Below are 25,908 nucleotides of genomic sequence, written 5' to 3'. Positions count from 1 at the left end.
GAAACAAGCCCAGAGAAAGTTGTTCCTAGTTCATTCCTCGCCGGACTCGTAGTGCTCGCCAGCGGCTTCGGGCAGGCGAGTCTTGCCCACCAGCGCGAGGACGACGATGACGGCGACGAACGGAATCGTCTGGACCAGCGAGTCGGGGACGGCGATGACATCGGCCGTCTGGAGGCGCAACTGGACGGCATCGAGGCCGGCAAACAGCGTCGTCGACAGCAGCGCGCCGACCGGGTTGTAGTTGCCGAACAGATAGGCGACGATGGCGATGAACCCCTTTCCGTTGACCATCGTCGGGCCGTTGCCGGTGAACTGGCCGATGTTGATCGCCAGCGCAGCCCCGCCCATTCCCGAGAGGACGCCGGAGAGGAGGACGGCGGCGTAGCGGACGCGAGACACGTCGACACCGGCGGTGTCCAGCGCCTTCGGGTTCTCGCCGGCGGCACGGACCCAGCGGCCAAAGGTGGTGCGGTTCAGCACGTACCACGACGCCGCCACGGCGAGAAACATGATGTACACCGCGGGCGAAGCGTCGAACAGCGCGCCGAAGAACGGGATGTCGGCCAGCGTCGGGACCGTTATCGTATCGAAGGTGCCGACGTTACTGGTGTTTGGCCCGCCGTAGAACACCTGCGAGGCGAACGGCGCGAGGCCGAGCGCGATGAGCCAGACGGCCAGCCCGGCGATGATCTGATCGGCGCGGAACTCGATACAGACGACGGCGAACACGCCAGCGAGCAGCGTCGACGCGACGATGCCGATGAGGAACCCGAGCCACAGCGAACCGGTGGCGTCGGCCCCGAAGATAGCTGCGAAGGCCGAGATGATGAGTAGCCCCTCGAGCCCGATGTTGATGATGCCGCTCTTCTCGGCGAAGATGCCACCCAGCGCGGCCAGCACAATCGGGACCGAGAGCCGCAGCGTCGAGGACAGCGTCGATTTCGAGGCCAGCACCCAGAATATCTGTCCGGGGGTCGACGCCGGCGCGAGGAGTCCGAACCCGGCCAGCACGGCCAGTGTGAGGAACGCCGCGGTGGCAATGAACAGCCGGCCTGACGCCGATGAGAGTCGATCCATGGCGCTGTCGTTAGTCATCGGCACCACCTCCCGCGGTCGCAGTGGCCGGACTGTCGGGCTCGCGCGTTGCGAGCCGCCGGCCGATGATACGGAAGAACTCCGGCATCGCGACGAACAGAATGATCAAGCCACGGAGGACGCCGACCAACTGTGGCGGCACGTTGGTCGCGAACGCCACCACGTTCGAGCCGGACTTGAGGACACCAAAGAGTAGCGCGGCGAAGACGGCCCCAATGGGGTTGTTGCCGGCGAGGATAGAGACGGTGATTCCGTCGAAACCGTAGCTCGGGATGCCGGTCTGGAACTTCCCGAGAGTCATCATCACGAATACGGCCCCGCCGATACCGCCGAGCGCGCCCGACAGCGTCAGCGAGGTCAGGATGGTTCGAGCGGAGTCGACACCGCCGTACTCCGCGGCCGCGGGCTGGATACCCGCGGTCCGCAAGTCGTAGCCGAAGGCCGTGTGTTCGAGCAGGTAGTAGACGCCGCCGACGAACACGAGTGCAATCAGGAGTGCGAGCAAGGAGAAGTCCGTCCGCGGGTCGAACAGTATCGAGGGGAACTGCCCCTCGACGGGCAGTGTCCGGGTCTGTGTCGCCTGACTCGTCGGGTCGGCGAAGTGGTTCCGGACGAGATACAGCGTCACCCGGACAGCGACGAAGTTGAGCATGATAGTGGTGATGACCTCGTTCGCATCGGCGTAGGCTTTCAGCGCGCCGGGGATCGCGCCGTAGAGGCCGCCGCCAACTGCGCCGGCGAGCAGCCCGAGCGGAATAAACAGAACGAGTGCGACCGTCCCAGAGACCAGCGAGCCGGCCCATAGCACCGTCAGTGCGGCCGCCAGTGCGCCGATGATAAGCTGGCCCTGCGTCCCGATGTTGAAGATGCCAGCACGGAACGCCAGGGCAACCGAGAGTCCGGTGAACACCAGAATCGTCGTCTCCCGAAGCGTCGCCGCGAACTGCGCGTTCAGCGGCGACCAGCCGCCAGCGAAGGGATCGCCCAGCGCGCCGAGGAACAGCCGGTTGAACACGTAGAACGGGTCGTAACACAGCGTCGTGGAACCGAAGGTGAGTACCGGCGACCGACACGTCGCCATCAGTCCCGCAGCGGTGACGATGACTGTCCCGACGACGATAGAGAGCAACAGCGCCGAGACGGCGATGAGAATCCGCTCGCCGACGGAGGTCTGGCCCAGCCTGATGAGTCGCTGTCGGTACTGTGACCACCGGCCGTCCGAGTCCGGTGCCGGCGGGTCGCCGCCGTTCCGCGACGGGGCGTCGTCGCTCATCGGTGGCCCTCCCCGTCAGCCGCGATAGTCGGGACGGCATCAGGTTGCTGGCCGGCCATCAGCAGTCCGAGCTGTTCCTCGGTCACGCGCTCGGGGTCGACGATATCGACGATCTCGCCCTCGTAGACGACGGCGAGACGGTCCGAGAGCGACTGGACCTCATCGAGGTTCGAGGAGATGAGCAACACGGCCCGGCCCGCTTCGCGGAGCGCGTTGATCTGATCGTGGATGAACTCCATCGACCCGACGTCCACACCGCGAGTGGGGTGGGAGGCGACGACGAGACGCGGGTCACGGGCGAACTCCCGGCCGACGACGAACTTCTGCTGGTTCCCCCCGGAGAGGGACTTGGCGTGGGCATTGGCATCCGGCGGCCGAACGTCGTACTCTTCGATTATCTCCTCCGCGTGGTCGCGCGTGTAGTTCCAGTCGATACGCCCCTTCGAGGTGTAGTCGGCCGCGTGCTGGCTCCCCAGCAGGCCGTTTTCGACGAGTTCGAAGTCCATCACCAGCCCCCGCTCCTGGCGGTCCTCGGGGATGTAAGCCAGCCCGGCCTCGATGCGCTCCCGGCGGCTGTCGGTGGTCCGGTCGACGTCGTCGTACGTGATCGTTCCCTCGTCAGGCATCTGGAGCCCGGTAATCGCCTCGACCAGCTCCGACTGGCCGTTCCCATCGACGCCAGCAATGCCGAGTACCTCGCCGGCTCGGACCTCAAGCGAAATCCCGTCGACAGCGCGGACACCTCGGTCGTCCTCCACAACGAGGTCCTCGACGTCGAGGATAGACCGACCGGGCTCGGCGGGGTCTCGGTCGAGATCCAGCAGCACCTCCCGACCGACCATCATCTCGGCCAGTTCCTCCCGAGTGATATCGTCGGCCGGCACCGTTCCGACGTTTTTCCCCTCGCGCAGGACAGTGATTTCGTCGGCAGCCTCCATCGCCTCGCCGAGCTTGTGCGTGATGAAGATAATCGTCTTGCCCTGGTCGGTCAGCTCATCAAGCACGCGAAAGAGGTCCTCGACTTCCTGTGGCGTGAGTACTGCCGTCGGTTCGTCCAGAATCAGGACGTCTGCACCGCGGTAGAGAGCTTTGAGGATCTCGACGCGCTGCTGGACGCCGACGCCGACGTCTTCGATGCGAGCATCGGGGTCCACGTCGAACCCGTACCGCTCGGACAGTTCACGGACCTGTTTTCGGGATTGCTCGCTGTCGACCGTAAGTCCAAGCCACTTGCGGGGCTCGTTCCCAAGCGTGATGTTCTCGGTGACGGTCATCGGATCGACCAGCATGAAGTGCTGGTGGATCATGCCGACACCTTCGTCGATTGCGTCGCGCGGCGAGTCGAACTGCTGTGTCTTGCCGTGCACGTTGACCGTCCCCTCGGTGGGCTGGTAGAGCCCGTAGAGGACGTTCATCAGGGTGGTTTTGCCCGCACCGTTCTCTCCGAGCAGTGCGTGAACCGTCCCCTTCTCGACCGCCAGATCGACATCGTCGTTCGCGACTACCCCCGGAAACCGCTTTGTAATACCATCGAGGTGGACGGCCTGTTCCATACTCTGAGCCGTTACCGTCCCGTTGTTTTAACTTCACGGTTCCACATGTCTGGCAAAAATATGCGGCAACTACGTGTGTGGCCGCGGTGACTCAGCCGGACTGTTGTATATTATTTTCGGATAGTTCCGACCGCGGGGGCGGAACAGACCGACAAATCGCTCTAACAATCTGTCTCAGGCGTTGTTGGGGTCAGTCGGCACGCTGATGTCGCCGTCGATGATGCTCTGGCGGACCTCGGACACCTGGTCTTTGATGTCCTGTGGGATCTCCGAGCCGAGCTGCTGGCCGTACACCGCTTCAACACCGTTCTGTTCGAGGCCGAGCGTGTTCACAGCGCCGCCCTCGAAGTTGTCGTTGACGACTGATTCAACCGAGGTGTAGACGGCGTTGTCGACGCGTTTGACCATACTTGCGAGGATGACATCGCTGAAGTCCGATTTCGTGACCGACTGGTCGCGGTCGACGCCGACTGCGAAGCGCTCCGCCTCCTGAGCAGCCCGGAACACGCCAGTCCCGGTGTTACCGGCCGCGTGGTAGACGATATCCGCCCCAGATTCGTACATCGAGAGGGCCGCCTCCTGCCCGCCGGAAGGGTCGTTGAAGTCGCCAACGTAGGCTGTCTGGACGTCGACGTCTTCCTCCGCGTACTTGACGCCAGCTTTGTAGCCGGCTTCGAAGCGGCCGATGAGGTCGCCCTCGACGCCGCCGACGAAGCCGACGCTCGCAGAGTCAGCCTGTGTGGAGCCGTTGCCAGCCGAGAAGTCCTGACTGGTCAGCTTCGCGGCCATCAGTCCAATGAGGAACGAGCCCTGATGCTCACCGAACACGTACGAGCCGACGTTGTCCGCCTCGACGACGGAGTCGACGATCATGAAGTCCTGCTCGGGGTACTGGCTGGCGGTCTCCGTGAGGGCGTCCGCCTGCAGGAAGCCGATACAGCAGACGAGGTCGTAATCCGGGTTCGAGGACTGCGCGTACTGCTGCTGGAGGCTGCTGAAGTCCTGTACCGCTTCCGGCTGAGATTCGTCGTATTCGATGTTTAGCTCGTCTGCTGATCGGATAGCGCCGGTCTGAGCCTGGTCGTTGAACGACCCGTCACCGAGCCCACCCGTCGCGTACACCATTCCGATACGAGCGGCCGGGCCGCTATCGCCGTCGCCGCCGTCGCCACCATCGCTGTCGGTGTCTCCACCGTCGCCGCCATCGCCACCGAGACATCCGGCTAACCCGATTGCAGTTGCGGTACCGACGCTGCTGATGAACGTGCGCCTTCGCTGTGACATGTCCCACCAGCGGTGTCGATAGGCGTTAAAGACTTCGGTGTCGCACATTAGCCACATCGGCGACAAATCAGGGCAAGGCGGGCCGATTGGCTGTCGATACCGACGCCGCGGGCATTTTATGTACCGGGTGTGAACGGCTGGCAATGACAGTCTGGTCGCGTTCACACAGCAACAACTGGCAGGCCCCAGCGGGGCTCAGCACGCGGTGACCACCGTCGTTTTCTGGGCGCTGGTCGCCCTCGCAACGATCACCGGGCTTGTGACGGCCTGGACACTCGGTGCGAACAGCAATTCACCGCCGTTCGCCCCGGCTATCGGCGCGAACGCTATCTCGACAATGCGCGCCGCTTTCCTGATCGGCATCCTCGCCGCGCTGGGCGCACTGACCCAGGGTGGGAGTATCTCCGAGACAGTCGGAGCCGGCCTCATCGACGGGGTCGCCATCACATCGCTTGCAGCCGTCGCTGGGCTGTTGACCGCAACCGGATTCATGGCGTTTGGAATCTACTCGGGCTACCCCGTTCCGGCGGCGTTCGCGACGACGGGCGCGATGGTCGGCGTCGGCCTGTCGCTCGGCGGGCAGCCGGTGTTCGACACCTACCGCCGTATCGCCATCTTCTGGCTGCTCGTTCCACCTGTGTCAGGTAGTCTGGCCTACCTCACCGCGACAGTGTTACGCCGGGACGACATCCCCGAAACAGTCGGTGTCCCGCTGCTCGCCGGCGTCGTCGGTGGTATCGTCGCCAACGTCCAGTTGAGCATCATCCCCTCGCCTGCCGGCACCGAACAGGGCTCACTGGCCGGTTTTGCCGCGATGGTCGCCGGGACAGATATCGCCGCCGTCGCCGCGACACTGCTGGTCGCCGCCGGGAGCTTCTACTACATCCGCCTACAGACGCAGGCCTCCGTCGACAAGGGCATCAAGACCTTCCTCGTCGTTCTCGGCAGCGTCGTCGCCTTCTCCAGTGGCGGCAGTCAGGTCGGCCTCGCAACCGGGCCACTCGAAAACCTCTACCGTGCCGAACTGGGTCTGCCCGGGCTGGTGTTGCTGGCGCTCGGTGCTGTGGGTATCCTCGGCGGCGCGTGGATGGGTGCACCTCGGCTGCTACAGGCGACCTCCCGCGAGTACGCGCAACTCGGCGTCCGCCGCTCCATCGCCGCGCTGGTCCCCGGCTTCATCATCGCCCAGGCCGCCATCGCGCTAGGCATCCCAATCTCGTTCAACAACATCATCATCTCCGGAGTCATCGGCGGCGGCCTGGCCGGCGGCTCCGCCGGCGTCTCCCGCCGCAAGATAGGCGTGACTGTCGGGTTCTGGCTCATCACGCTCGTCACCAGCGTCGTGCTCGGCTTCGGCGTGTATCAGGCGCTGGAAGCGGTTCTCGGAAGCCAGGTCTGAGACGGATCGGTGTCGCTGTGCCCCGCTCCGGGCCGTGGATCTCGGAAAATGCTGGCAGCGGTCCGGACGACCCGCTACCGGACGACCGTCACCGACACCGGCGCTTCGCTGACGACCGCTGTCGCAACGGTCCCCAGTAACCGCCGGGCGATCTCGTTTCGCGTCCCGCCGTGGCCGCCCATCACCACCTGGTCCACGTCACTCTCCGCGACGTACGCAAGAATCGTCTCGGCCGGGTCGCCGGTCTCGACGGCGGTCCCGATTTCCCGACCGACCTCGTCGGCCTGCTGTGACGCCCGGTCGACGAGCTTCGTGGCCCGGTCGTCGGCCGCCGCTTGGCGGTCCGCGTCCGGTTCGAGTAAGCCGCCCTCGCTCATCCCCGCATCGATGGGCGCGACGACGTTCAGGACTGTAATCCGGCAGTCGAACGTCTCCAGCGCGTACGTCAGCGCCTCGTCAGCCAGCGGTGACCCGTCCAGCGGGACGAGGACGTGCGTGGGAGCCATACGCGTACTCTCGGAGCGAGATACAAGTATCCAGGGTGCGAGCCGATGCTTGCCAGCGCCTTCGTCGCCGGCTGTTCCGCATGGGTTCGAACCAGAGGAAGACTCGCTTCGCTCGCCATCCAAGGCTCGAATCCAGTAATTACGACGCCATCGCTCACGAATTGTTCACGAGAAGAATAGTCCATCCTGGATTCGAACCGGAGCCAGACGTGCTCGCTTCGCTGTGCGCGACTGGCAGGGTCCGAATCAGTAACTACGATTTCATGGCTCGCGAGTTTGCTCGCCACAGAAATAGTCCATCCTGGATTCGAACCAGGGTCGAAGCCCCCAGAAGGCTTCAGGATTGGCCTCTACCCCAATGGACTGTGTGCACCCTACAGTATCGGGTGCCCCTTTGTAAGCGTTGCGCGATTCGGTCGGACATGAAGCGTGTCAGCAGCCCTCATAACCTATCAGGACAATAGCGTCATTCCGACACCGGGCGGCGAGACATCGACAGCGCTTTTTCTGGGTGCTGTGCACACTCGCGTATGTACGTTGGACGATTCGTCGTCGTCAGTCCCGAGGTCGGCGCGTACCGCGTCTCCTCGCGCTCGTTCCCCAACCGCCAGGCAGTCAAGCGCGACGGGACGGTGACCGTCGAGCCGACGCCGGACGCCCCGGAGACGGACAATCCCTACATCTCCTACAACGGCGTCCGGGTCACCGAGCACGGCGCAGTCGTCGGCAACGGCTCCCATGTCGACCCAATCGCTGAAAAGCTCGAACTCGGCTATCCGGCACGGGACGCCATCGCAGAGCCGCTCCTCTCGCTCGACTTCGAAAAGGACGACTACGACACGCCGCGGGTCGCCGGTGTCGTCGGCGTCGACGCGGCGGACCCGACGACGAACGCCGACGGGCCGGGCGCGGTCATCGGGACTGTCCGTCGGGACGCGCTGCTCGTCGAGGAGGTCACCGAGCCGACGCTTGTGGCGACATACGAGGAGAACAGCCCGACGGCGTTCGACCTGGGCGCGACCGACGCCAGCGAGGTGGCCCGTGAGGTGTACGACCACGAGTACGAGCACGCCGTCTGTTCGGCCGGCGTCGCGGGGTCGGCCGGGGAGTTCGACGTGGCAGTGTACAACGGAGAGTGAGCGGATGGCAGCAAAGCACCGGGCACAGATACTGAGCCAGGACCGACACTCAAGACCCCACAGGAGGTAGACACTAGCAATGAAACTCGGCGTACTCTCTGATATCCACGGCAATCGGGTGGCGCTCGCGGCGGTGCTGGCGGATATGCCGCCGGTTGACGGGCTAGTCTGTGCCGGCGACGTGGTCGGCTACAACCCCTGGCACGCCGACTGTGTCGACGCGATGCGCGGGCATACCGACGCGCTCCCTGCGGACGGTCCCTGGCCGACCGAAGAAGTCCCGACAGTGATGGGTAACCACGACAGGGCGGTCGCCGCCGAGACGCCGTTCGCGTTCAACGGGATGGCCCAGGCCGGTGTCGAACACGCCACGGAACAGTTGTCCGACGAGCAGATCGAGTGGCTGGCAGCGCTGCCCGACGAGCGGCGGGTGTGTGACGGTCGAGTGAAACTCGTCCACGGCCACCCTGACGACCCGGACCACTACACCTATCCCGAGGAGTTCGGGCCGGATCTGCTGGGCGACGAGGACGTACTCGTGATGGGTCATACGCATCATCAGCACCACGAGGTGTACGGGGACGGCGTCGTGCTGAACCCCGGCAGCGTGGGCCAGCCCCGCGACAGGGACCACCGGGCTTCCTACGCCGTGCTCGACCTCGCGGACCTGACTGTCGAGGAGCACCGCGTGGCCTACGACACGAGCGCGGTCATCGACGCGGTAGACGACGCCGACTTGCCGCGGGAGATCGGTTTCCGGCTGACGCAGGGCCGCTAGAGAGGGCCGCATCGACCGTCGCCAGCAGCCTGCAGAAACTGCAGCGGGGGGAGGGGATTTATGTCCGTGACCGCTACTGTGTGGCGTGGAGTCCCCATTCGAGGTCCTCGGAATCACGCCGGACGCCGACGACGGGGAGATCGTCGACGCGTACCGCGAGCGGGTGAAAGAGGCACACCCCGACCAGGGTGGCTCGACGGCCGAGTTCCAGACAGTCAAGGACGCCTACGAGCGACTGCAGAACGGCTACGAGCCCGGAGACCCGCTGCCGGACAAGTCACCGACGGCCGAATCCGGGTCTGAAACCGAGGAAGCCCCGCCGGAACCGGACGACCCGATGGTGGCGTTTCTCAACTTCGAGGTGCTGGAGGACCACGGCTGGGCGCTCGAAGACGAGGACCTGTTCGAGAAGGCCGCCGACGCGAACCTGCGGTCGTCTGATTTCGGACGGTTCTACGTCGACCCGAACGACACGCTGCTCGAAGCGGCCGAAAAGAACGGCTTTGCGTGGCCGTTTGCCTGCCGCGGCGGCGCGTGTACGAACTGCGCGGTCGCGGTCGTCGAGGGCGAGATGCCGTCGCCGGCGAGCCACATCCTCCCGCCCGAACTCACAGAGAAGGGGATTCGCCTGTCGTGTATCGCCGCACCGGTCTCTGACGACGCGAAAATCGTCTATAACCTGAAACACCTCCCCGAAGTCAGCGAACTGTTGCTGCCCGCGAGCCGGTTCGAGCAGGCCTCCTCAACTGATTAAAAAGAACTCAGCGTTTAGAACACGTCCTGCACGAGCGAGAGGGCCTGTTCGCGGTCCTCCCACGGGACGAACACGGAGACCGACGTCGCGGACGTAATCACGTCGTAGAGATGGATATGGGCGTCGGCAAGCGGTTCAACGACTTGGTGGGCGAGCGCCGACTGGCTCGGGTCGCCGCCGGTGACGCGGATAACGGCGATATCGTCCTCGACAGTGACCGACGAGAGCGTCTCGTCGTCGACGATACGAGCGTGCAGCAATGCTTCGGCCTCCTCGGCGTCATCCTCGTCAACGTAGAACGTCAGCGAGTCCATCCCCGAGGAGTTGGCCTCGATGTTGATCTCCTCGTCGGCGATAGCGCCCGACAGGTCCGCGAGGATACCCGGACTGTTCCGGATGGCGCGGCCGGCGACGGTCACACAGGCGATAGGCTGTTCCTGTAGGTCGATGAGGTTCTGGAACTCACCCTGGATGGACGTACCACCGGCGAGCAAGTCGCCGTGCTGGTAGTGGACGACGCGAACGCCGAGGTCGTCGCTCTTGTAGGACAGCGCCGACGGCGCGACCACCTCGGCCCCCCGGAACGACAGCGACCGGAGCTCGTCGACGGAAATCTTGCCGACGTTCCGAGCGCCCTCGACAACCCGTGGGTCGCCGGTCATAACGCCCTCGACATCGGTAACGATGACGACTTCGTCGGCATCCATGTAGTCGCCCATCATCACGGCGCTCGTGTCGGAGCCGCCACGGCCGAGCGTCGTCACGTTGCCCTGGTGGTCCTCGGCTAGGAATCCGGTGATGACCGGGACGACGTCCTTGAGCTGGCCGGCCAGCGCGTGGGCGCGCTTCTGTGTCTCCTCGACGTCGACCTCGCCGTACTCGTCGGTAATGATCGGCCAGTCCTCGCTGCCGGGTTCGAGGAAGACGGCCTCGATGCCGCGGGCAGCGAGCGCCCCTTTGAGCATCCGGACGGAGGTCCGTTCGCCCATCGAGACGATTTCAGCGCGGTCCGCGGAGTCGGCGTCGTAGTTGATCTCGTCGAGCAGTTCGTCGGTCGTGTTACCCATCGCCGAGGCGACGACAGCGACCTCGTGGCCCTGCTGGACAGCAGCGGCAATCGAGTCCGCGGCCCGGTTGATGCGGTCGCCGCTGCCGAGGCTCGTCCCACCGAACTTGGCGACTACGCGCATGCTACCACCGTGCCCGTGTGTACGTGAACCATTGCCCTCGCGTTATCCGTCGCTCGGGATAACTGTGTCCATCTGTTTCCACATCGCACTGTCTGCAGGACCCGACGGAGTCCGTCGCGTGAAGACCTATTGCTACGGAGGCGAACGCGACCCGAAACGTCCGACACACCGTTTATTTGCGTGGGGTTCCCACACATGTACATGGATATTCGCGACGCTATTGAGGACGACGCCGAGCGACTGGCTGCCCTCGCTGACGGGCCGCCGGACGTGATGCAGAACCTCGTTCACGACCGCACCGTCCGCGTAGCCGAGGCCGACGACGAGATTGTGGGGTTCGTGAGCTTCGACGCCGAGCGTGGGACCGTCCACGTGACGCAACTGGCCGGGTCGAGCGACGCCTGCGAAGAACTCCTGACGGACCCCATCGAATTCGCTCGCCGAGAGCATATGTCAGTCGAGCTACTTCTACCGGAAGACGAATCAGAAGTCCGGGCCGCTGTCGAGGCGGTCGGGTTCACCTCCACCGGAAACGGTCCCCGGTTCGACGGACAGGAGACGACGCGCTACCGGTTAGAGCCGGAGCGAGCGGAGCACTGACCGGCATCAGGAAACCGAGAGCCGCCACCCGAGCGTCGCACACAGTCCGAACCCGAAGGCGTTGAGCGAGCCGTGGAGCGCAATCATCGTCGAGATCGTCAGCCCCAGCGACCGGCCCGTGAACGTCGATATCCCGTAGCCGAGTGCGAGCGCCATCGAAATCGGGAGCGCCACGGCCGCGATGCCGAGCAAGAGCCCCTGCGGTCGAGGGCAGGTCGGGACGACGCGACGCAGGACCACAGCGCCGAAGGCCGCAACGGCGGCGGTGAAGAAGCTCACTGCGACGACCTCTACCAGCGGCGAGAAGGCGATACCGACCGCGATGAGCGCCGGGCCGACGAGGATGACACCGACGACGGTGCGGAATCCACGCGAATGAACGGCGAGGTGACGGCCGGTCAGTCCCGCCGCCACCGGGAGGACGAACCCGGCGTAGTGGAAGTGGACTGCCGTCAGTCGAATGATGACACGGTCGAACCAGAGCGTCAGGTCGAGATGGGCCAACAGGAGCGCGACCGCGCCAACTGAGACGTAAGCCAAGCCGGCATCGATAGCAGTCTCTGGGAGCGTCAGCGTCTGCCGCGTACGCGTCCGTGCGAGCGCAACGAGTCCGAGGAGGCCGGTGACCGCAAGCCACGGCGTGGCGAGTCCGGCGGCCAGCGGAGCCGGTGACTGGACGACCAGTGATGCCGCGAGCAGGAGCGCGCCGACCGGCTGGAGCCAGATGGCTGTGGTCGTGTACCGCCTCGCGGCCCCCTCAAACGTCCCGGTCACCGCTGTCCGGAGCGCGAGCGGGACTAACACGAGCGGCGCGAGTGCGAGCGCCCGTTCGATGGCGTCCAGTTCGCCGGCGGCCGTCAGCGCCAGCCAGACCGCTACCCCGAGCGCCGCGCTCAGGTCCGCCACGGCGACACTACCGATGGTCGGCTGGGTGATGTGACCGGGCGCTGGCTGCCGGGCCCCGCCGGCGCGGTCACTCATCGCGGCGGGAGTCGGTCGAGCCCGCGGACGATTCGCAGGTCGTCGGGCGTCCCGTCGCCGTCGGTCTGTTCCTGCGTGAACGTTCCGCGGTAGCCGAGCATGTGGCCCACGAGGTCGTTCTCGACGGTCGCGGTGACGTGGTAGCGCTCGTCGGCCTCGTCGTAGCGGTCGCGGACTTCCACGTTGGCGGCCAGCGGCCCCGGCAGGGGAACGTATCGGTTGCCCAGACGGGCCCACTGGCGGCCGCCGGTCACCACGAGCGCGCCGTCCTCGACCCGCGGATGGAGTTCGCTGGCGATCCGGCCGTGGGTCCCCAGGAAGTCAAGCAGCCGCTCGGCCTCGGCGTCCCAGACGGTCAGCGAGTCGAACAGACGGGTTGTCTCGCCGAAGTCGAACGCGCGGCGGGTCGTCATGGCCTCGTGACCGCCCTCGGTCGTGTAGGCCACCGTCGTCACTGAGAACGGCACGCCCTCACCGGCTTCGGGAAACAGCATGTTCTGGGTCGTCATCGCATACAGCGCCGGCAGGACCAGCGTTCCACGGGTGATATCCATCTCGCCGCGGCCGACACAGACCGTCCCGTCGTCCGGAGCGAGGCTGTACCGGTCGCGGACCTTCGGGTGGAGGTCGGCCGCGGCCTCGCCCAGCGCCCGCTCGTAGACGCCCGTCACAGCACTACCCCGGTCGGTGGCATCCTCAGTGCAAGCGGCGTCTCGACAGCAGTGTTCCGACACGGCACTCCCGACACGCCCCGCGTCTGTGCGTCCATTGGTTAGCTGTTCCCAGGGGAGATGGATATTTCTACTGGGTAGAAGACGGGAAAACACGGAACGGAGAGCCGGCACAGTCAGTTTTCGGCCGGAAACTCCAGCACGGCCGCGGAGCGGTTCGTGGCCGCCCTCGCCGACCTTACTTCTTCGAGCGAAGTTTGCGGTAGAGGTACGCGACGCCGAGGCCGCTGGCGACCAGCGCCGGGACCAGCGGCGCGTCGGCAGCCTTCGATACCTGTCGCCGAACCGTCCCGGTGATCGACGACGGTTCTTCGATGAGGTCCAGCACGGCCTCGGTGCTGTTTGCGACTGGCTCCGGCTCGTTCCCGGCTTCGGCGGCTGCTTCGGGGTCTTTGAGCAGGTGGCCCGTGGTCAGACAGACGACCGACTCGTCGCTATCGACCTCGCCCTCGCGCCGGAGCTTCCGGAGGCCGGCGACGGAGGCGGCGGAGGCCGGTTCGACGCCGACGCCCTCCCCGGCGATGTCGCGCTGTGCTTCGGTGATTTCCTCGTCGGAGACGGCGACGGCGGTGCCGCCGGTCTCCCGGATGCCCGGCAGCGCCTTCGGCGCGTTGACCGGATTGCCGATTCGGATGGCGGTCGCGCGGGTCTCGACGTCCTCCCAGCGGCGGGTGTCCTCGTATCCGTTCTCGATGGCCTCGACCATCGGCGCGGCCCCCTCAGCCTGCACACCGGTGAGTTTGGGCACCTGCTCCTCGGTTATCGCGCCGGCCTTGACGAGTTCGCGGAAGCACTTGTACAGCGCCGCGGTGTTGCCGGCGTTGCCGACCGGCAGGACGATGCGGTCCGGGTACTCGCCGTGGTCGGCGTAGAACTCCTCCATGATCTCCAGCCCGATGGTCTTCTGGCCCTCCAGCCGGAAGGGGTTCAGCGAATTGAGGAGGTAGGCCTCACCACGCTGTGCGAGGTCCTGTACGATGTCGAGACACTGGTCGAAGTTGCCGTCGACTTCGAGGATACGCGCGCGGTGGAGGCTCGCCTGTGCGATCTTGCCAGCCGCGACCTTCCCGGCGGGGAGGAGCACGAGCGTCTCCATCCCGCCGCGAGCGCCGTAGGCCGCAAGCGCCGCGGACGTGTTGCCCGTCGAGGCACAGGCCAGTCGGTCGACGCCGACCTCCTGAGCGACTCGGACACCGACAGTCATACCGCGGTCCTTGAACGAGCCAGTGGGGTTCATCCCCTCGTGTTTCACGCGGAGCGCGTCGACACCGATGTCGTCTTTCAGGCGGGGCATCTCGTGCAGCGGCGTGTCGCCCTCTGGGAGCGTGACGCCCTCCTCGAAGGGCAGGGCGGCGTTGTATCTCCAGACGCCCGACCCCTCGAACTCGTCGAAGGTCGGCAGGTCGTCATAGCGAACCTCGAGCAGGCCGTCACAGTCGTCGCAGGTGTAGCGGATTGCGTCGAAGGGCGCGAACGTCTCACCACACTCGATACAGGCCAGCCAGACGCCGTCGTCGGCAACCGGCGGCACGTCGTCGGTGAGTTGCAGGTCAGCCATTGTCGGGACCACGCCCCCACCGGGCAAAAGTCGGACGGTTGCCGGCCATACCGTCGGCGCTCACGGCACGGCAGCTATCACTCACCGGGGCTGGCGTCGAACTCGTCGATACGGTGATGGACCACCGCAGTCCACTCGTCGAGGGTCTCGTGCATCAGCTCGCGGGCCTCTGACAGCGGTGTCGCAGTGTACTGGTAGACGTGGCCGCCGCCGTCGAGCAATCGCCGTTTCCGCGTCGCGAGCCCCTTCTCGCGGAGCGTCGACAGCGACCGGTTGATGTTCGAGCGATCCCGACCGAGTTCGTCAGCGAGTTCCTCGACAGTGCTTGCAGGAGTCTCAAGCAATGTCTGATACGTCCGTACTTCGTGTTCTTGAACGCCAAAGACACAGGCCATCACGTCCGAGAGGTTCGGTTCGTCGTCGACCATCAGCTCGTGGAACTGGTCCGGAGACGGGTTGACAGACATACCGATCTGTATTGTTCCAACCCGGATAAACTGGGCCGTTACCTCAACCTCACCGCGACGGCGTCGTCGCGGTCCGTGTCCATCCGATTCCGAACCGCCGACGGTGACCCGGAAGACTGATTATGAAACCCGTTTTCCAGATGTATCAAAAAACGCACTATTTCAGCCGGAACCGTCAGCTCTCACGCTCCGACGACGGCGGATACTGTGGGTAATATTGTCAAAATCATCGGAAAGGGCACTGTTTCGGGTGGAAATAGCCCCGGAGCGGAAGAAGACTCGACAACCGTACTTTCCTCTCTAAAATAATATCCTAATGATTTACAAATCAAAAGCATTAACACTCACCAACTGATGTCATTTGAAAAGAAGTAAGCGCATTTCTCCTCGTGATGTTCGAGCTACGATGAGGATGCTAATACTTCCTACTTCCAGAAACCAATGAATTACAGGAGTTTCTCCCATCTCAGTGCCGATACGCAGGAGTGGATCGTCGATCTGCCAAACGACCTGGATCTGATCGTCGGAATACCCAGAAGCGGGATGCTAGTGTCAAACTTACTTTCGCTGCATCTCAATCTCCCGATGACGGATATCGACGGACTGCGGGAGGGGAGACTCCTACAGACGGGAGAACGGTACGACGGTGAGTTCGACCTCTCGGAGTTCTCGAAGATACTGGTCGTGGACGACACCGTCTACACCGGCAGCGAAATGACCGGCGCACAGTCGACTATCGGCGACCTGGACCTGTCTGCGGACGTGTACTACGGCGCTGTGTACGTGGACGAGGGCTCCGAGCGGTTCGTTGATACCTACGCCCAGACCCTGCCGTTCCCGAGAGTGTTCGAGTGGAACATGATGCACCACGATTTCCTCGCGAAGTCCTGCGTTGATCTGGATGGCATCCTCTGTCGCGACCCGACGCCCGAAGAAAACGACGACGGGCCGAAATACCGGGAGTTCATCGCGACTGTCGACCCTATCTGTGTTCCCTCGGTGGAAATCGGGAAGATAGTCACCTGTCGGCTGGAGAAGTACCGCAGCGAGACCGCCGCCTGGCTCGACGAGCACGGAATCGAGTACGCCGAGCTGGTGATGATGCAGTACCCGGACAAGGCCACGCGGGTTGCCGCAGGCAACCACGGCGAGTACAAGGCCACGGTGTACCAGTCCTCGGATGCCAAACTGTTCATCGAGAGCTCACACTCTCAGGCGCGGACGATTGCCATGCAGACGAGTAAACCCGTCTACAGCAAGGAGCAAAACCGGATGCTCCAGCAGGGGTATCTGAACCGCGTCGCCAGAAACGGCCAGATGTCTATCGAGGCCGTCAAATCCGACCCGCTTCGATACGTCGAACAACTCCGGTCGGACCCCGTCGACTTCGTCAAACGAGCCTCGTCGGTGTTTCTATAGCCCGCGTTTTTCCCGCTCGGGTAAGCGCTGCGCGCTTACCACTCGCGCAAACACGTGGTCTTGCTGAACGGAGCGAAGCAAGGCTCGAAAGACGAGCGACGCGAGTCTTTCGGTGGGAAAAAGCCGTCCCTCACTTCGCTCGGGACGGGTCTACGCCTGTTCGGACAGCCACACGAGCAGTCCCTTCTGAGCGTGTAGGCGGTTCTCTGCCTGTGCCGGCAGCCACTTTTTCCGCGTCGGGTCGTTCACTTCGTTCATGACCACTCGCGCAAAAACCTGGGGCAAAGCCGTCCCTCGCTCCGCTCGGGACGGTACTACGCCTGCTCGGACAGCCACACGAGCAGTCCCTTCTGAGCGTGCAGGCGGTTCTCCGCTTGGTCCCAGACAACGGCGTTCTCCGACTCGATGGCGTCATCGGTGACCTCCTCGCCGCGGTGGGCGGGCAGGCAGTGCATGAACGGCCGGTCGCCGAGCAGGTCTGTCGTGATCTGGAAGCCCTCGAAGTCTTCGAGCTTCTGGCCGCGCTGGTCCTCTTGGCCCATGCTGACCCACACGTCGGAGTACACCACGTCGGCGTCGGCGACCGCTGCTTCGGGGTCGTGGGTGGTCTCGGGCGCGTTGCCGAAGGCGGCGGCGCGGTCGGCGACGTTCTCGGAGATGCCGTAGCCCTCCGGCGTGGCGACGGTGAGGTCGATGCCGACCATCGCCGCGCCGATGGCAAAGGACTGGCAGACGTTGTTCCCGTCGCCGACCCACGCTACGGACACGTCATCGAAGTCGCCGAACTGCTCGCGGATGGTCAGCAGGTCGGCGAGCGTCTGGCAAGGGTGGGCGTCGTCGGTCAGCCCGTTGATGACCGGGACTTCAGCGTATTCGGCCAGTTCTTCCGCGTCGGCGTGGTCGAACACACGAGCCATGATGAAATCGACGTACCGGCCGAGTGCGCGGGCGGTGTCCTTGACTGGTTCCCCGTGGCCCAGATGGATGTCGTCGGGGCCGAGGAACACGGCGTGGCCGCCCAGTTGCGTCATCCCCGTCTCGAAGGAGACCCTGGTTCGCGTCGATGGCTTCTCGAATATCATGCCCAGTGTCTGCTGGTCCAGCAGGTCGCTCGGACTCCCCTCGCCGTGGTCGGCCTTGATCGCCGCGGCGCGGTCGAGGACGGTCGTCAGTTCGTCGGTCGTGAGGTCGTCGACGTCGAGTATGTCCATATCAGTCCTCCAGCAGGCGTTCGGTCGCGGTCTCAAGCACCGCGACGGAGCGGTCGTATTCATCGAGCGGGAGGTGCTCGTTCGGTGCGTGATCGAGGTCGGAGTCGCCGGGACCGTATGTCACCATCGGACAGTCCCACGCCTTCGCGTAGACGTTCATGTCGCTGGTACCTGTCTTGCGAAGCAGCGTAGGATCGCCGCCCGCCTGCCGGATCGCGGCCCGGAACGCCCGGGCGGCGCTGGTCCGGGGGCTCTGCATCACCGGTTCCACCTTGTCGTCCCAGTTGACGGTCCCGTTCGTCAGGAATCCGTCGGCGATCTCGCGGATCTCGTCGGTGCTGTACTCCGGCGGGACCCGCAGTTGGACGTCCATCGTCGCCTCGACGGAGAGCCCGTCAGTCGACGTCCCGCCCTTGAAATCGACGGGCTTGCAGGTGACACGTTCGAAGACGGGGTGCCACTCGTCGGTGGCGAACTCGTCGTCGACCGCAGACCACCAGTCGATGGCGTCCTGGATTGCGTTATTCTCCGGGCGCGAGGAGTGACCGGACTCGCTGGTCGCGACGTACGTTCCGGCCAGCAGGCCGCGGTAGCCGAGCGTGATGCCCTCCCAGCCGGAGGGTTCGCCGTTGATGACGGCATCGGGTGCCGTCTCGCGGTCCTCGATCAGATAGCGGGCGCCCTTCGAGTCGACCTCCTCGCCGACGACGCCGACGAAGGAGGCCCCGGTGCGGACGGCGGCGACGGCCATCGCACACAGCGGCCCCTTCGCGTCGACGCTGCCGCGGCCCCAGAGCACGTCGCCCTCGTCACCCTCCTCGACGCGGACCGGGATGTCGCCCGGGACGGTGTCGATGTGGGAGGTGAGCAGGACGCCGTCGTCGGCTGGCGCGCGGACGTTGCCGACCTCGTCGAGCCACGCCTCGCGGCCGTGGGCCTCGAAGAACTCGACCAGCCGTTCGGCCGCCTCCGTCTCGTCGCGCGAGACCGACGGGATGCGGACGACCGCTTCGAGCAGGTCGCGGGCCTCGGTGTCGGCCTCGCGGCTCGCGGCTTCGCTCATCCAACCACCTCCGACAGCGCATCGACGACGGCGTCGGCGTGGGACTCGTCGATGGTCAGCGGCGGGAGCAGGCGCACGACGGTGCGGCCGGCCGGCAGCGCGAGCACTTGGTGGTTCAGGGCGAGTTCCTTCAGCGCCGCGTTCGCGCCGCGACCGACCTCGACGCCGATCATCAGGCCCTCGCCGCGGATATCCCGCACGTCGTCGCCGACGGCCGCTTCCAGTTCGGTCTGGAGGTAGTCGCCCATCGCAGCGGCGTTTTCGGGAACGTCGTCCTCGACGACGGTCGAGACGGTCGCGCCGGCGGCCGCCGAGATGACCGGCCCGCCCGAGAACGTCGAGGCGTGGGAGCCGTAGTCCTCGGCGATCCAGTCCCGGCACAGCGTCGTGCCGACGGGGAGGCCGTTGCCCAGCCCCTTCGCCGCGGTTATCATGTCGGGCGCGACGTCGGCCCGCTGGGAGTTCCACAGCGCACCGGTCCGGCCCATCCCAGTCTGGACCTCGTCGAAGATGAGCGCCGCGCCGGCGTCCTCGGTGATCTCCCGTGCGGCTTCGAGGTAGCCGTCCGAGGCCGGATTGATGCCGCCCTCACCCTGGACCGGTTCGACGATGAACGCGGCGGTGTCCTCGTCGACAGCCTCGTCCAGCGCCTCGCTGTCGTCGTAGGGGACGAACTCCACGTCGCCGATGAGCGGCTCGTAGGGCTTCTTGTACTTGTTTTTCCACGTGGTCGCCAGCGCGCCCATCGTCCGGCCGTGGAAGCCCTGCATCGTCGCGACAATCTTGGAGTTGCCCGTCGCCGACCGGGCGAACTTCAGTGCGGCCTCGTTGGCCTCAGTCCCGGAGTTACAGAGCCAGGTCTTGTTGATCGGGTCCGGCGCGGTGTCGGCCAGCAGGTCGTACAGCGCCGTCCGCTCGGCGTTCGGGTACGACGCCTGGACGTACGTGATCTTCTCTAGCTGGTCGCTGACGGCTTCTTGGACCGCCGGATGGCCGTGTCCCAGCGGGACACAGGCATAGGACGCGCCCATGTCTAGGTACTCTGTGCCGTCGTCGTAGACGTAGGCACCGTCGCCACGTTCGATCTGGATGGGTTTCTCGTTGAAGACGAATCCGCTCATTGTTCCTCCGTCGCTGTCTTGTCTGTGTCCTGTTCGAGTGCGTTCGCGTGGACGTGGGTGCCGCCGCCGTCAAGCGCCGAGAGGATCGGTGACTCGGCGTTGGCGTCGGCCACCACAACCTCGGGTGCGCCGCCGTCGAGCGCCTCCTCGGCGGCCATGATCTTCCGGCTCATGAAGCCTTCCGCGGCGTCCTCAAGCGCATCCCAGTCGGCCGCCGTCTCGACCGATTCGATGAGTGTCGACGGGTCATCGGGGTCAGCGTAGACGCCCTCGACATCGGTCAAGAGTACCAGCTGCGCGTCGAGTTCGCCGGCGATGGCCGCCGCCGAGCGGTCGGCGTCCGTGTTGACGGGAATGATTTCCCCATCGTCGTCGCCGGCCATGGGTGGCGCAGCAACCGGTGTGTAGCCATCGTCGAGCAGCGAGTCCAGCAGGTCGCCGTTGACCTGCTTGATGGTCCCTGAGTGGTCGCCACGGCGGATCTTCTTCTTCCCGTCCTCGACGACCCGCACTGCGGACTTGCGCGGTCCGTAGAGCAGTTTGCCGTCGACGCCGTTGAGACCGACCGCGTCGACGCCCTCGCTCTGGAGGCCGGCGACGAGCTGGGTGTTCAGGTGGCCAAACGCCATCTCGAACACCTCCATCGTGGTCTCGTCCGTGAACCGGCCGACGACGCCCGACGGGGTCTCGACGTATTCGGGCTCGACGCCGAGCCGTTCGAGCGTCTCGTCGACTTTGGTGGAGCCGCCGTGTACCACGACGACTTGCTCACCGTCGGCCACTAACGATGCCACGTCCGCAAGCGCCCCCGCAGGGTCGACCGCGCGAGCGCCACCGACTTTGATAACTACTGTCATGAAAAAGCCTCTCCAGGGGTTACGGTGCGCCGACGGGGTGGAGCCCCTGGAACTCCAGGCCCGCCGTCTCTTCGATGCCCAGTGCGACGTTGGCCGCGTGGACCGCCTGGCCCGCCGACCCTTTCATCATGTTGTCGATGGCCGAGAACACGACCAGTCGCTTGTTGCCGGGGTCGAGTTCGAAGCCGACCTCGGCGCGGTTCGTGCCCGCGACCGATTTGGGTTCGGGGTAGCGGTAGACGCCGCCACCGCCGGCGACGAGTTCGACGAACGGTTCGTCCTCGTACTCGCCGCGGTACGCGCCCCAGAGGTCGCCCTTCGAGACGGGCCCCTCGGGGAAGACGTGACAGGTCGCGCTCGCGCCGCGGATCATGTCCACCGCGTGGACGGTGAAGGACACGTCGATGCCGAGGAACTGCTGGATCTCGGCCTCGTGGCGGTGGCCCGTGGGCGCGTACGGGCGGACGACGCCCGAGCGCTCGGGGTGGCTGGATGCCTCGCCGCCGCCGGCCCCGCCCTCGCTGGAGCCGACCTTCACGTCGACGACGACCTGCTCGTTGCCGGAGAGGATGTCGGCCTCGAACAGCGGGAGCAGGCCAAGGATCGTCGCCGTGGCGTTACAGCCGCCCGAGGCGATGAGGTCTGCACCCGCGAGGTTGTCACGGTTGAGTTCCGGCAGCGCGTACTCGCTCTGTTCGAGCAGTTCCGGGCGCGTGTGCCCGTCGTACCACTCGTCGTACTGGGCCTCGCTGTCGAGGCGGAAGTCCGCCGAGAGGTCGACGACCGTGCCGGCGGCCTCTTGGAACGCGTCGATTTGCTCCATCGAGACGCCGTGGGGCGTCGCGGCGAACAGCACGTCGACCGACTCCAGGTCCTCCGGCGACGAAAAGCGCAGGTCCGAGTGCCGGAGGTTCGGATGGGAGTGGCCGATGGTCTTGTTCTCCTTCGAGCGGCTGGTCGCCTGCGCCAGTTCGAACTCGGGGTGGCCGTCGAGGATGCGAAGCAGTTCCCCGCCGGTGAAGCCGGAACCGCCGACGACGCTCGCGGAGTACGTCATGCTGTCACCTCGGCGTCGGCCTCCGTCGCCGCCTTCTGTTCGAGCCAGTCGACGACCTTCGCAGGCACGTCCACGTCGGTGACCTCGTTCAGCGCCTTGAACTCGACGGTGTGGTTGACCTCGTGGACCGTGTAGTCCTCGAACTCACCGCTTTCCTCGTCGACACCGACTTCCATTAAGTCGATACCGAGCAGGCCGCCGCCGACCGCGTCGGAGGCCTTCTCGACCAGTTCCAGCGCGCGGTCGTCCAGTTCGAACTCGTTGGTTTCTGCGCCCTTCGCGGCGTTGGTGAGCCAGTGGTCCGAGGAGCGGACCATCGCCGCAATCGGTTCGCCGTCGACGGCCAGCACGCGCATGTCGCGGCCGGGCTTGTCCACGAACTCCTGGACGTAGAAGATCTTGTGCTCGTAGTGGCCGAGCGTCTCCTTGTGTTCGAGGATGGCCTCGGCGGCCGAGCGGGAGTCGATCTTCGCCATCAGGCGACCCCAGGAGCCGACGACCGGCTTCAGGACGCAGGGGTAGCCGAACTTCTCGATGGATTCCAGCGCCGCGTCCTTCGTGAACGCGACATCCGTGTTCGGCGTCGGCACGCCCGCCGCTTCCAGCGCGAGGCTGTTGTTGACCTTGTCCGCGCAGGTGTCGGCGACCTCGGGGCCGTTGACCACGGGGACGCCGTAGGCCTTCGCGAACTTCGTCGCGTACACGCTGCGGCTGGTCGCCAGACAGCGGTCGACGACGATGTCCAGATCCTCGAAGGCCTCGGGGGCCTCGTGGATATTGAACTGCTGTTTGCGAACGTCTATCTTCTCGATCTCGTGATCGCGCTCGCGCAGTTCCGACAGGAGCAGCTTCTCGTCCCGGCGGATGCGCGAGTAGAGGAGTCCGACTTTCATACTGAGTCCTCCGTGGGTTCGCGGCTCGCGGCGTCAACCGCCACGGGCGTCACGTACGGCGTCGAACGCCGCGCCACCGCGAACACCTCACTCACCCCAGTCCTCTTCGAGCTCGGGTGCGCTGTCGAGCTCGACGGGGTCGGCGCCGACGACTTCCAGCTCGGCACCGCAGGTGGTACAGTCAACGATCTCTCCAACTTCGAGGTTGTCGTGCAGGGACACGTCCGCCCCACACTCGATGCATTCTGCCATTGTAGTTCATCCTGTGACAGGGATCCACTTAAAGCCTTCGAACATATCAGAATAGTTTAACAACACACACCGCACTCTAATCGTATCAAAACTCCAAATCCTCCACGTTTCCGATTCGTGTATCAGAAGTATGGTATAATTGTCCCGCGAGGGGACGGTGGTCGTTCAGACATATCGGTCCACCTCCGTCTGGCGCCGGTCAGTCGCCTGTGAAACCGCCTGCCGGCGGTCAGTCAGTTCCTCGCTGTCGGCGGCGAGGGCATCCTCAGCCACCGATACCTGCTCGGCGACGGCGTCGGGGGCCGGGCCACCCCGAGAGTCCCGCATTGCGACACTTTCGGTCGGGTCAAGCGCAGCCGCCAACGCCTCGCGATCGACGTAAGTCGACAAGGGCTCGCCCAGCACGTCCTCGGCAACGGCCGACAGCGCCTCGTAGTCGGGCGCGTCCTCCTCGGGACCCAGGCCCGCCGCCGCCTCGGCGACGACCTCGTGGGCTGTCCGGAACGGCACGCCGGCCATCGCCAGCAGGTCCGCCACGCCGGTCGCCGTCGCGAATCCATCGGTAGCCGCGGCTTCGAGCGTGTCGGCGGGCCAGTCCGCGGTCGCGACCGCACCAGCGGCCACGGCCACGCTCTCGGTGACACTGTCGATTGCGTCCCAGGCGTGCCGGCCGGCGCGCTGCAGGTCGCGGTTGTACGCGCGCGGCTGGCCTTTCAGGTTGGTCAGCAGGCCGTTCAGCCCACCGACGGCGTCGCCCGTTCGACCGCGGACCAGTTCCAGCGTGTCCGGGTTCTTCTTCTGGGGCATGATAGAGGACGTCGAGGCGTAGTCGTCGTCGAGGTCGACGTGGCCCTTGCTCGCCATCACGACCACGTCCTCGGCCAGCCCCGACAAGTTCGTCGCCAGCGTCGCCACCGCGCTGGTCGTCTCGACGAGGAAATCCCGCGTGGCCGAGGCGTCCATCGAGTTCTCGGCGACGCCCTCGAACCCGAGCAGTTCCGCCGTGCGCTCCCTGTCCACGTCGAAGGGAGTCCCGGCGAACGCGGCCGACCCCAGCGGGTTCTGATTGACGCGCTCGTAGGCATCCAGCAGCCGTGCGGTGTCGCGCTGGAGCGCCTGTTCGTAGGACAGCACCCAGTGGGCGACCGTCGTCGGCTGTGCGGGCTGGAGATGCGTGTAGCCGGGCATCACCGTCTCGCGCTCGGCGCGAGCCACTTCGATGAGTCGCTCGCGGGCTCCTATGAGGGTCTCCACGAGGTCCAATATGTCTTCGCGCAGGCGGTAGCGGATGCAGGCTGCCACCTCGTCGTTGCGCGAGCGCGCGGTGTGCATCTTGCCGCCGGCGGGGCCGACACGCTCAATCACGGCGCTCTCGATGGCTTCGTGAACGTCTTCGCCGTCGGGCAGCTCTCCGTGGCCCGCCTCCTCAACAGCCGCCAGTGCGGCCAGCACCTCACCGGCCGTCTCGCGGTCGATGATCTCCTGTTCGGCCAGCATCACGACGTGGGCGCGGTCGACAGCCAGGTCGGCCGCGAAGATGCGCTCGTCGTCCGACAGCGAGGAGAGGAACGACCGGGCGGGCCCGCCCGCGAAGCGGTCGCGGCGGACGACCGTCTCGTCGTGGTCTCCGGTGGCGTCCGCCGTCTCGTGATCCTCGCCGTCGCTCATTCGCTTACTCCTCCGTGTCCTCGCTGTCGCCGCTGCCGTCGGTCACGGCGGCGCCCTTCTTTGCGTCGGCCAGAATCTTGTTCGCCAAACGGGACTGGAAGCCGTGGTACTTCGCGACGCCGGTGGCGTCCTGCTGGGTGATGCCCCCGGAGACGTCCTCCTCGTTGAACGAGGCCGCCGACTCGCTGTAGACGGCGTAGTCCGATTCGCGCGAGACCGGGCGGCAGTGACCGCCTTCGAGTTTGACCGTAACGGTCCCGGTGACGCGCTCGTTGGTGTCGTCGATAAACGCCTCGAGCGCGCCCGTCAGCGGCGCGTCGACGAGGCCCTGGTAGGCCTTCTGGGACCACTCCTGGTCGACCTGGGCCTTGAACTGGCGCTCTTCCTGCGTGAGGACGAGGCCTTCCAGCGCTTCGTGGGCCGTCAGCAGGACGGTGGCCGCGGGGTGTTCGTAGTTCTCGCGGACTTTCAGCCCGAGCATACGGTCTTCCATCATGTCCGTGCGGCCGATGCCGTGGGCACCCGCTTGCGCGTTGAGTTGCTCGATAAGTTCGACGCCGCCGAGTTCATCGCCGTCGACAGCAACGGGAACGCCTTCCTCAAATTCGACCTCGACGAGTTCGGCGTCCTTGTCGGAGGGGTTCTCGGTCCACTTGTAGATGTCGTCGGCTGGGATGGTGCTCGGGTCTTCCAGTTCGGAGCCCTCGATGGAACGGCTCCAGAGGTTCGTGTCGATGGAGTAGCGGCCGCCGTCGCCGCCCTCGACGGGCAGGCCCTTCTCCGCGGCGTACTCGTTCTCCCATTCGCGGGTGAGCCCGAGTTCACGCACCGGTGCGATGACATCGAGGTCGGAGTCACGCCAGACGGCCTCGAAGCGCAGTTGGTCGTTCCCTTTGCCGGTACAGCCGTGGGCGACGGCCGAACAGCCCTGCTCCTCGGCGACCGAGAGGATGGCCTTGGCGATGACCGGGCGCGCGAGGGCGGTCCCGAGCGGGTAGCCCTGATAGTCGGCGTTTGCCTTGACGGCCTCCATACAGAGGTCCGCGAACTCCTCGGTTG

At 65.5% G+C, this 25,908-nt stretch carries 25 protein-coding genes; 6 read left to right on the top strand and 19 right to left on the bottom strand.

Annotated elements, in window-relative coordinates:
- Positions 1–30 precede the first annotated feature (30 nt).
- From C444_RS01335 to C444_RS01320, 4 genes are all read right to left on the bottom strand, one after another.
- Entirely contained in the window at positions 31–1,077 is a 1,047-nt protein-coding gene (locus C444_RS01335) for an ABC transporter permease (RefSeq protein WP_004590387.1), read from the bottom strand.
- A gap of 10 nt (positions 1,078–1,087) precedes the next feature.
- Positions 1,088–2,368 carry an ABC transporter permease gene (locus C444_RS01330; RefSeq protein ID WP_004590386.1) on the bottom strand — a complete coding sequence of 427 codons (1,281 nt, stop codon included), beginning with the start codon at positions 2,366–2,368 and terminating at the stop codon, positions 1,088–1,090.
- Positions 2,365–3,921 carry an ABC transporter ATP-binding protein gene (locus C444_RS01325; protein ID WP_004590385.1) on the bottom strand — a complete coding sequence of 519 codons (1,557 nt, stop codon included), beginning with the start codon at positions 3,919–3,921 and terminating at the stop codon, positions 2,365–2,367. The genes C444_RS01330 and C444_RS01325 overlap by 4 nt, the downstream gene beginning before the upstream one ends.
- Positions 3,922–4,095: 174 nt before the next feature.
- Positions 4,096–5,253, bottom strand: a complete 1,158-nt coding sequence (locus C444_RS01320) for a BMP family lipoprotein (RefSeq protein WP_004590384.1) — start codon at positions 5,251–5,253, stop codon at positions 4,096–4,098.
- Positions 5,254–5,410: 157 nt separating this feature from the next.
- Between C444_RS01320 and C444_RS01315 the strand changes: the two genes are divergently transcribed.
- The gene (locus tag C444_RS01315) at positions 5,411–6,604 is read left to right on the top strand and encodes an inorganic phosphate transporter (protein ID WP_004590383.1); all 1,194 of its coding nucleotides are present in this window, start codon (positions 5,411–5,413) and stop codon (positions 6,602–6,604) included.
- A 74-nt stretch (positions 6,605–6,678) separates the two neighbouring features.
- Here C444_RS01315 and C444_RS01310 read toward each other — a convergent pair whose 3' ends face one another.
- Complete coding sequence (locus C444_RS01310) at positions 6,679–7,110, bottom strand: universal stress protein (protein WP_004590382.1); 432 nt, start codon at positions 7,108–7,110, stop codon at positions 6,679–6,681.
- Between the two features lie 530 nt (positions 7,111–7,640).
- Here C444_RS01310 and C444_RS01300 point away from each other — a divergent pair.
- From C444_RS01300 to fer, 3 genes are all read left to right on the top strand, one after another.
- Positions 7,641–8,249, top strand: a complete 609-nt coding sequence (locus C444_RS01300) for an IMP cyclohydrolase (protein ID WP_004590381.1) — start codon at positions 7,641–7,643, stop codon at positions 8,247–8,249.
- Between the two features lie 79 nt (positions 8,250–8,328).
- Complete coding sequence (locus C444_RS01295) at positions 8,329–9,027, top strand: metallophosphoesterase family protein (RefSeq protein ID WP_004590380.1); 699 nt, start codon at positions 8,329–8,331, stop codon at positions 9,025–9,027.
- Between the two features lie 85 nt (positions 9,028–9,112).
- The gene (gene fer, locus C444_RS01290) at positions 9,113–9,781 is read left to right on the top strand and encodes a ferredoxin Fer (protein WP_004590379.1); all 669 of its coding nucleotides are present in this window, start codon (positions 9,113–9,115) and stop codon (positions 9,779–9,781) included.
- 14 nt (positions 9,782–9,795) lie between these two features.
- On the opposite strand, the gene C444_RS01285 is transcribed toward fer, so the two are convergent.
- Complete coding sequence (locus tag C444_RS01285) at positions 9,796–10,971, bottom strand: aspartate kinase (protein WP_004590378.1); 1,176 nt, start codon at positions 10,969–10,971, stop codon at positions 9,796–9,798.
- A gap of 201 nt (positions 10,972–11,172) precedes the next feature.
- On the opposite strand from C444_RS01285, the gene C444_RS01280 reads away from it, so the two are divergent.
- A complete protein-coding gene (locus tag C444_RS01280; protein ID WP_049909013.1) occupies positions 11,173–11,571 on the top strand; it encodes a GNAT family N-acetyltransferase in 399 nt (132 codons plus the stop codon).
- 6 nt (positions 11,572–11,577) lie between these two features.
- On the opposite strand, the gene C444_RS01275 is transcribed toward C444_RS01280, so the two are convergent.
- The 4 genes from C444_RS01275 to C444_RS01260 all read right to left on the bottom strand — a co-directional run bounded on the left by C444_RS01275 (position 11,578) and on the right by C444_RS01260 (position 15,308).
- Complete coding sequence (locus C444_RS01275) at positions 11,578–12,552, bottom strand: YndJ family protein (protein ID WP_004590376.1); 975 nt, start codon at positions 12,550–12,552, stop codon at positions 11,578–11,580.
- The gene (locus C444_RS01270; protein ID WP_004590375.1) at positions 12,549–13,223 is read right to left on the bottom strand and encodes a DUF4166 domain-containing protein; all 675 of its coding nucleotides are present in this window, start codon (positions 13,221–13,223) and stop codon (positions 12,549–12,551) included. Before C444_RS01270 ends, C444_RS01275 begins: the two co-directional genes overlap by 4 nt.
- A 238-nt stretch (positions 13,224–13,461) precedes the next feature.
- Positions 13,462–14,841, bottom strand: a complete 1,380-nt coding sequence (gene thrC, locus C444_RS01265) for a threonine synthase (protein ID WP_004590374.1) — start codon at positions 14,839–14,841, stop codon at positions 13,462–13,464.
- A gap of 77 nt (positions 14,842–14,918) precedes the next feature.
- Positions 14,919–15,308: a helix-turn-helix domain-containing protein gene (locus C444_RS01260; protein WP_004590373.1), complete on the bottom strand. Its 390-nt coding sequence runs from the start codon at positions 15,306–15,308 to the stop codon at positions 14,919–14,921.
- A gap of 441 nt (positions 15,309–15,749) precedes the next feature.
- Between C444_RS01260 and C444_RS01255 the strand changes: the two genes are divergently transcribed.
- Positions 15,750–16,727 carry an orotate phosphoribosyltransferase gene (locus tag C444_RS01255; protein WP_004590372.1) on the top strand — a complete coding sequence of 326 codons (978 nt, stop codon included), beginning with the start codon at positions 15,750–15,752 and terminating at the stop codon, positions 16,725–16,727.
- Positions 16,728–17,041: 314 nt separating this feature from the next.
- Here the strand turns inward: C444_RS01255 and argF are convergent, their stop codons facing one another.
- The 9 genes from argF to C444_RS01210 all read right to left on the bottom strand — a co-directional run.
- Entirely contained in the window at positions 17,042–17,938 is an 897-nt protein-coding gene (gene argF / locus C444_RS01250; RefSeq protein ID WP_004590370.1) for an ornithine carbamoyltransferase, read from the bottom strand.
- 1 nt (position 17,939) lies between these two features.
- On the bottom strand, positions 17,940–19,001 hold the full coding sequence (locus C444_RS01245; RefSeq protein ID WP_004590369.1) for a [LysW]-lysine hydrolase: 1,062 nt from the start codon (positions 18,999–19,001) through the stop codon (positions 17,940–17,942).
- Entirely contained in the window at positions 18,998–20,122 is a 1,125-nt protein-coding gene (locus C444_RS01240; RefSeq protein WP_004590368.1) for an aspartate aminotransferase family protein, read from the bottom strand. Before C444_RS01240 ends, C444_RS01245 begins: the two co-directional genes overlap by 4 nt.
- The gene (locus C444_RS01235; protein ID WP_004590367.1) at positions 20,119–20,979 is read right to left on the bottom strand and encodes an acetylglutamate/acetylaminoadipate kinase; all 861 of its coding nucleotides are present in this window, start codon (positions 20,977–20,979) and stop codon (positions 20,119–20,121) included. The genes C444_RS01240 and C444_RS01235 overlap by 4 nt, the downstream gene beginning before the upstream one ends.
- A 19-nt stretch (positions 20,980–20,998) precedes the next feature.
- Positions 20,999–22,036 carry an N-acetyl-gamma-glutamyl-phosphate reductase gene (argC, locus tag C444_RS01230; protein WP_004590366.1) on the bottom strand — a complete coding sequence of 346 codons (1,038 nt, stop codon included), beginning with the start codon at positions 22,034–22,036 and terminating at the stop codon, positions 20,999–21,001.
- On the bottom strand, positions 22,033–22,929 hold the full coding sequence (gene lysX, locus C444_RS01225; RefSeq protein ID WP_004590365.1) for a lysine biosynthesis protein LysX: 897 nt from the start codon (positions 22,927–22,929) through the stop codon (positions 22,033–22,035). Before lysX ends, argC begins: the two co-directional genes overlap by 4 nt.
- 87 nt (positions 22,930–23,016) lie before the next feature.
- A complete protein-coding gene (gene lysW / locus C444_RS01220) occupies positions 23,017–23,181 on the bottom strand; it encodes a lysine biosynthesis protein LysW (protein WP_004590364.1) in 165 nt (54 codons plus the stop codon).
- Between the two features lie 165 nt (positions 23,182–23,346).
- A complete protein-coding gene (gene argH, locus C444_RS01215) occupies positions 23,347–24,849 on the bottom strand; it encodes an argininosuccinate lyase (protein WP_004590363.1) in 1,503 nt (500 codons plus the stop codon).
- A gap of 4 nt (positions 24,850–24,853) precedes the next feature.
- Positions 24,854–25,908, bottom strand: a 1,055-nt coding sequence (locus C444_RS01210) for an argininosuccinate synthase (RefSeq protein WP_004590362.1), incomplete at its 5' end; no start/stop codon positions are given.

Source organism: Haloarcula japonica DSM 6131 (assembly GCF_000336635.1).
GTDB classification, from domain to species: Archaea; Halobacteriota; Halobacteria; order Halobacteriales; family Haloarculaceae; genus Haloarcula; species Haloarcula japonica.
This window is presented reverse-complemented; position numbering and strand designations above follow the sequence as displayed.

Excerpts from the sequence above, each read along its gene's own strand:
- C444_RS01335 (WP_004590387.1), bottom strand. The coding sequence starts at position 1,077 with ATGGATCGACTCTCATCGGCGTCAGGCCGGCTGTTCATTGCCACCGCG.
- C444_RS01330 (WP_004590386.1), bottom strand. The coding sequence starts at position 2,368 with ATGAGCGACGACGCCCCGTCGCGGAACGGCGGCGACCCGCCGGCACCG.
- C444_RS01325 (WP_004590385.1), bottom strand. The coding sequence starts at position 3,921 with ATGGAACAGGCCGTCCACCTCGATGGTATTACAAAGCGGTTTCCGGGG.
- C444_RS01320 (WP_004590384.1), bottom strand. The coding sequence starts at position 5,253 with ATGTGCGACACCGAAGTCTTTAACGCCTATCGACACCGCTGGTGGGAC.
- C444_RS01310 (WP_004590382.1), bottom strand. The coding sequence starts at position 7,110 with ATGGCTCCCACGCACGTCCTCGTCCCGCTGGACGGGTCACCGCTGGCT.
- C444_RS01300 (WP_004590381.1), top strand. The coding sequence starts at position 7,641 with ATGTACGTTGGACGATTCGTCGTCGTCAGTCCCGAGGTCGGCGCGTAC.
- C444_RS01295 (WP_004590380.1), top strand. The coding sequence starts at position 8,329 with ATGAAACTCGGCGTACTCTCTGATATCCACGGCAATCGGGTGGCGCTC.
- C444_RS01285 (WP_004590378.1), bottom strand. The coding sequence starts at position 10,971 with ATGCGCGTAGTCGCCAAGTTCGGTGGGACGAGCCTCGGCAGCGGCGAC.
- C444_RS01280 (WP_049909013.1), top strand. The coding sequence starts at position 11,173 with ATGGATATTCGCGACGCTATTGAGGACGACGCCGAGCGACTGGCTGCC.
- C444_RS01275 (WP_004590376.1), bottom strand. The coding sequence starts at position 12,552 with ATGAGTGACCGCGCCGGCGGGGCCCGGCAGCCAGCGCCCGGTCACATC.
- thrC (WP_004590374.1), bottom strand. The coding sequence starts at position 14,841 with ATGGCTGACCTGCAACTCACCGACGACGTGCCGCCGGTTGCCGACGAC.
- C444_RS01260 (WP_004590373.1), bottom strand. The coding sequence starts at position 15,308 with ATGTCTGTCAACCCGTCTCCGGACCAGTTCCACGAGCTGATGGTCGAC.
- C444_RS01255 (WP_004590372.1), top strand. The coding sequence starts at position 15,750 with ATGAATTACAGGAGTTTCTCCCATCTCAGTGCCGATACGCAGGAGTGG.
- argF (WP_004590370.1), bottom strand. The coding sequence starts at position 17,938 with ATGGACATACTCGACGTCGACGACCTCACGACCGACGAACTGACGACC.
- C444_RS01245 (WP_004590369.1), bottom strand. The coding sequence starts at position 19,001 with ATGAGCGAAGCCGCGAGCCGCGAGGCCGACACCGAGGCCCGCGACCTG.
- C444_RS01240 (WP_004590368.1), bottom strand. The coding sequence starts at position 20,122 with ATGAGCGGATTCGTCTTCAACGAGAAACCCATCCAGATCGAACGTGGC.
- C444_RS01235 (WP_004590367.1), bottom strand. The coding sequence starts at position 20,979 with ATGACAGTAGTTATCAAAGTCGGTGGCGCTCGCGCGGTCGACCCTGCG.
- argC (WP_004590366.1), bottom strand. The coding sequence starts at position 22,036 with ATGACGTACTCCGCGAGCGTCGTCGGCGGTTCCGGCTTCACCGGCGGG.
- lysX (WP_004590365.1), bottom strand. The coding sequence starts at position 22,929 with ATGAAAGTCGGACTCCTCTACTCGCGCATCCGCCGGGACGAGAAGCTG.
- lysW (WP_004590364.1), bottom strand. The coding sequence starts at position 23,181 with ATGGCAGAATGCATCGAGTGTGGGGCGGACGTGTCCCTGCACGACAAC.
- argH (WP_004590363.1), bottom strand. The coding sequence starts at position 24,849 with ATGAGCGACGGCGAGGATCACGAGACGGCGGACGCCACCGGAGACCAC.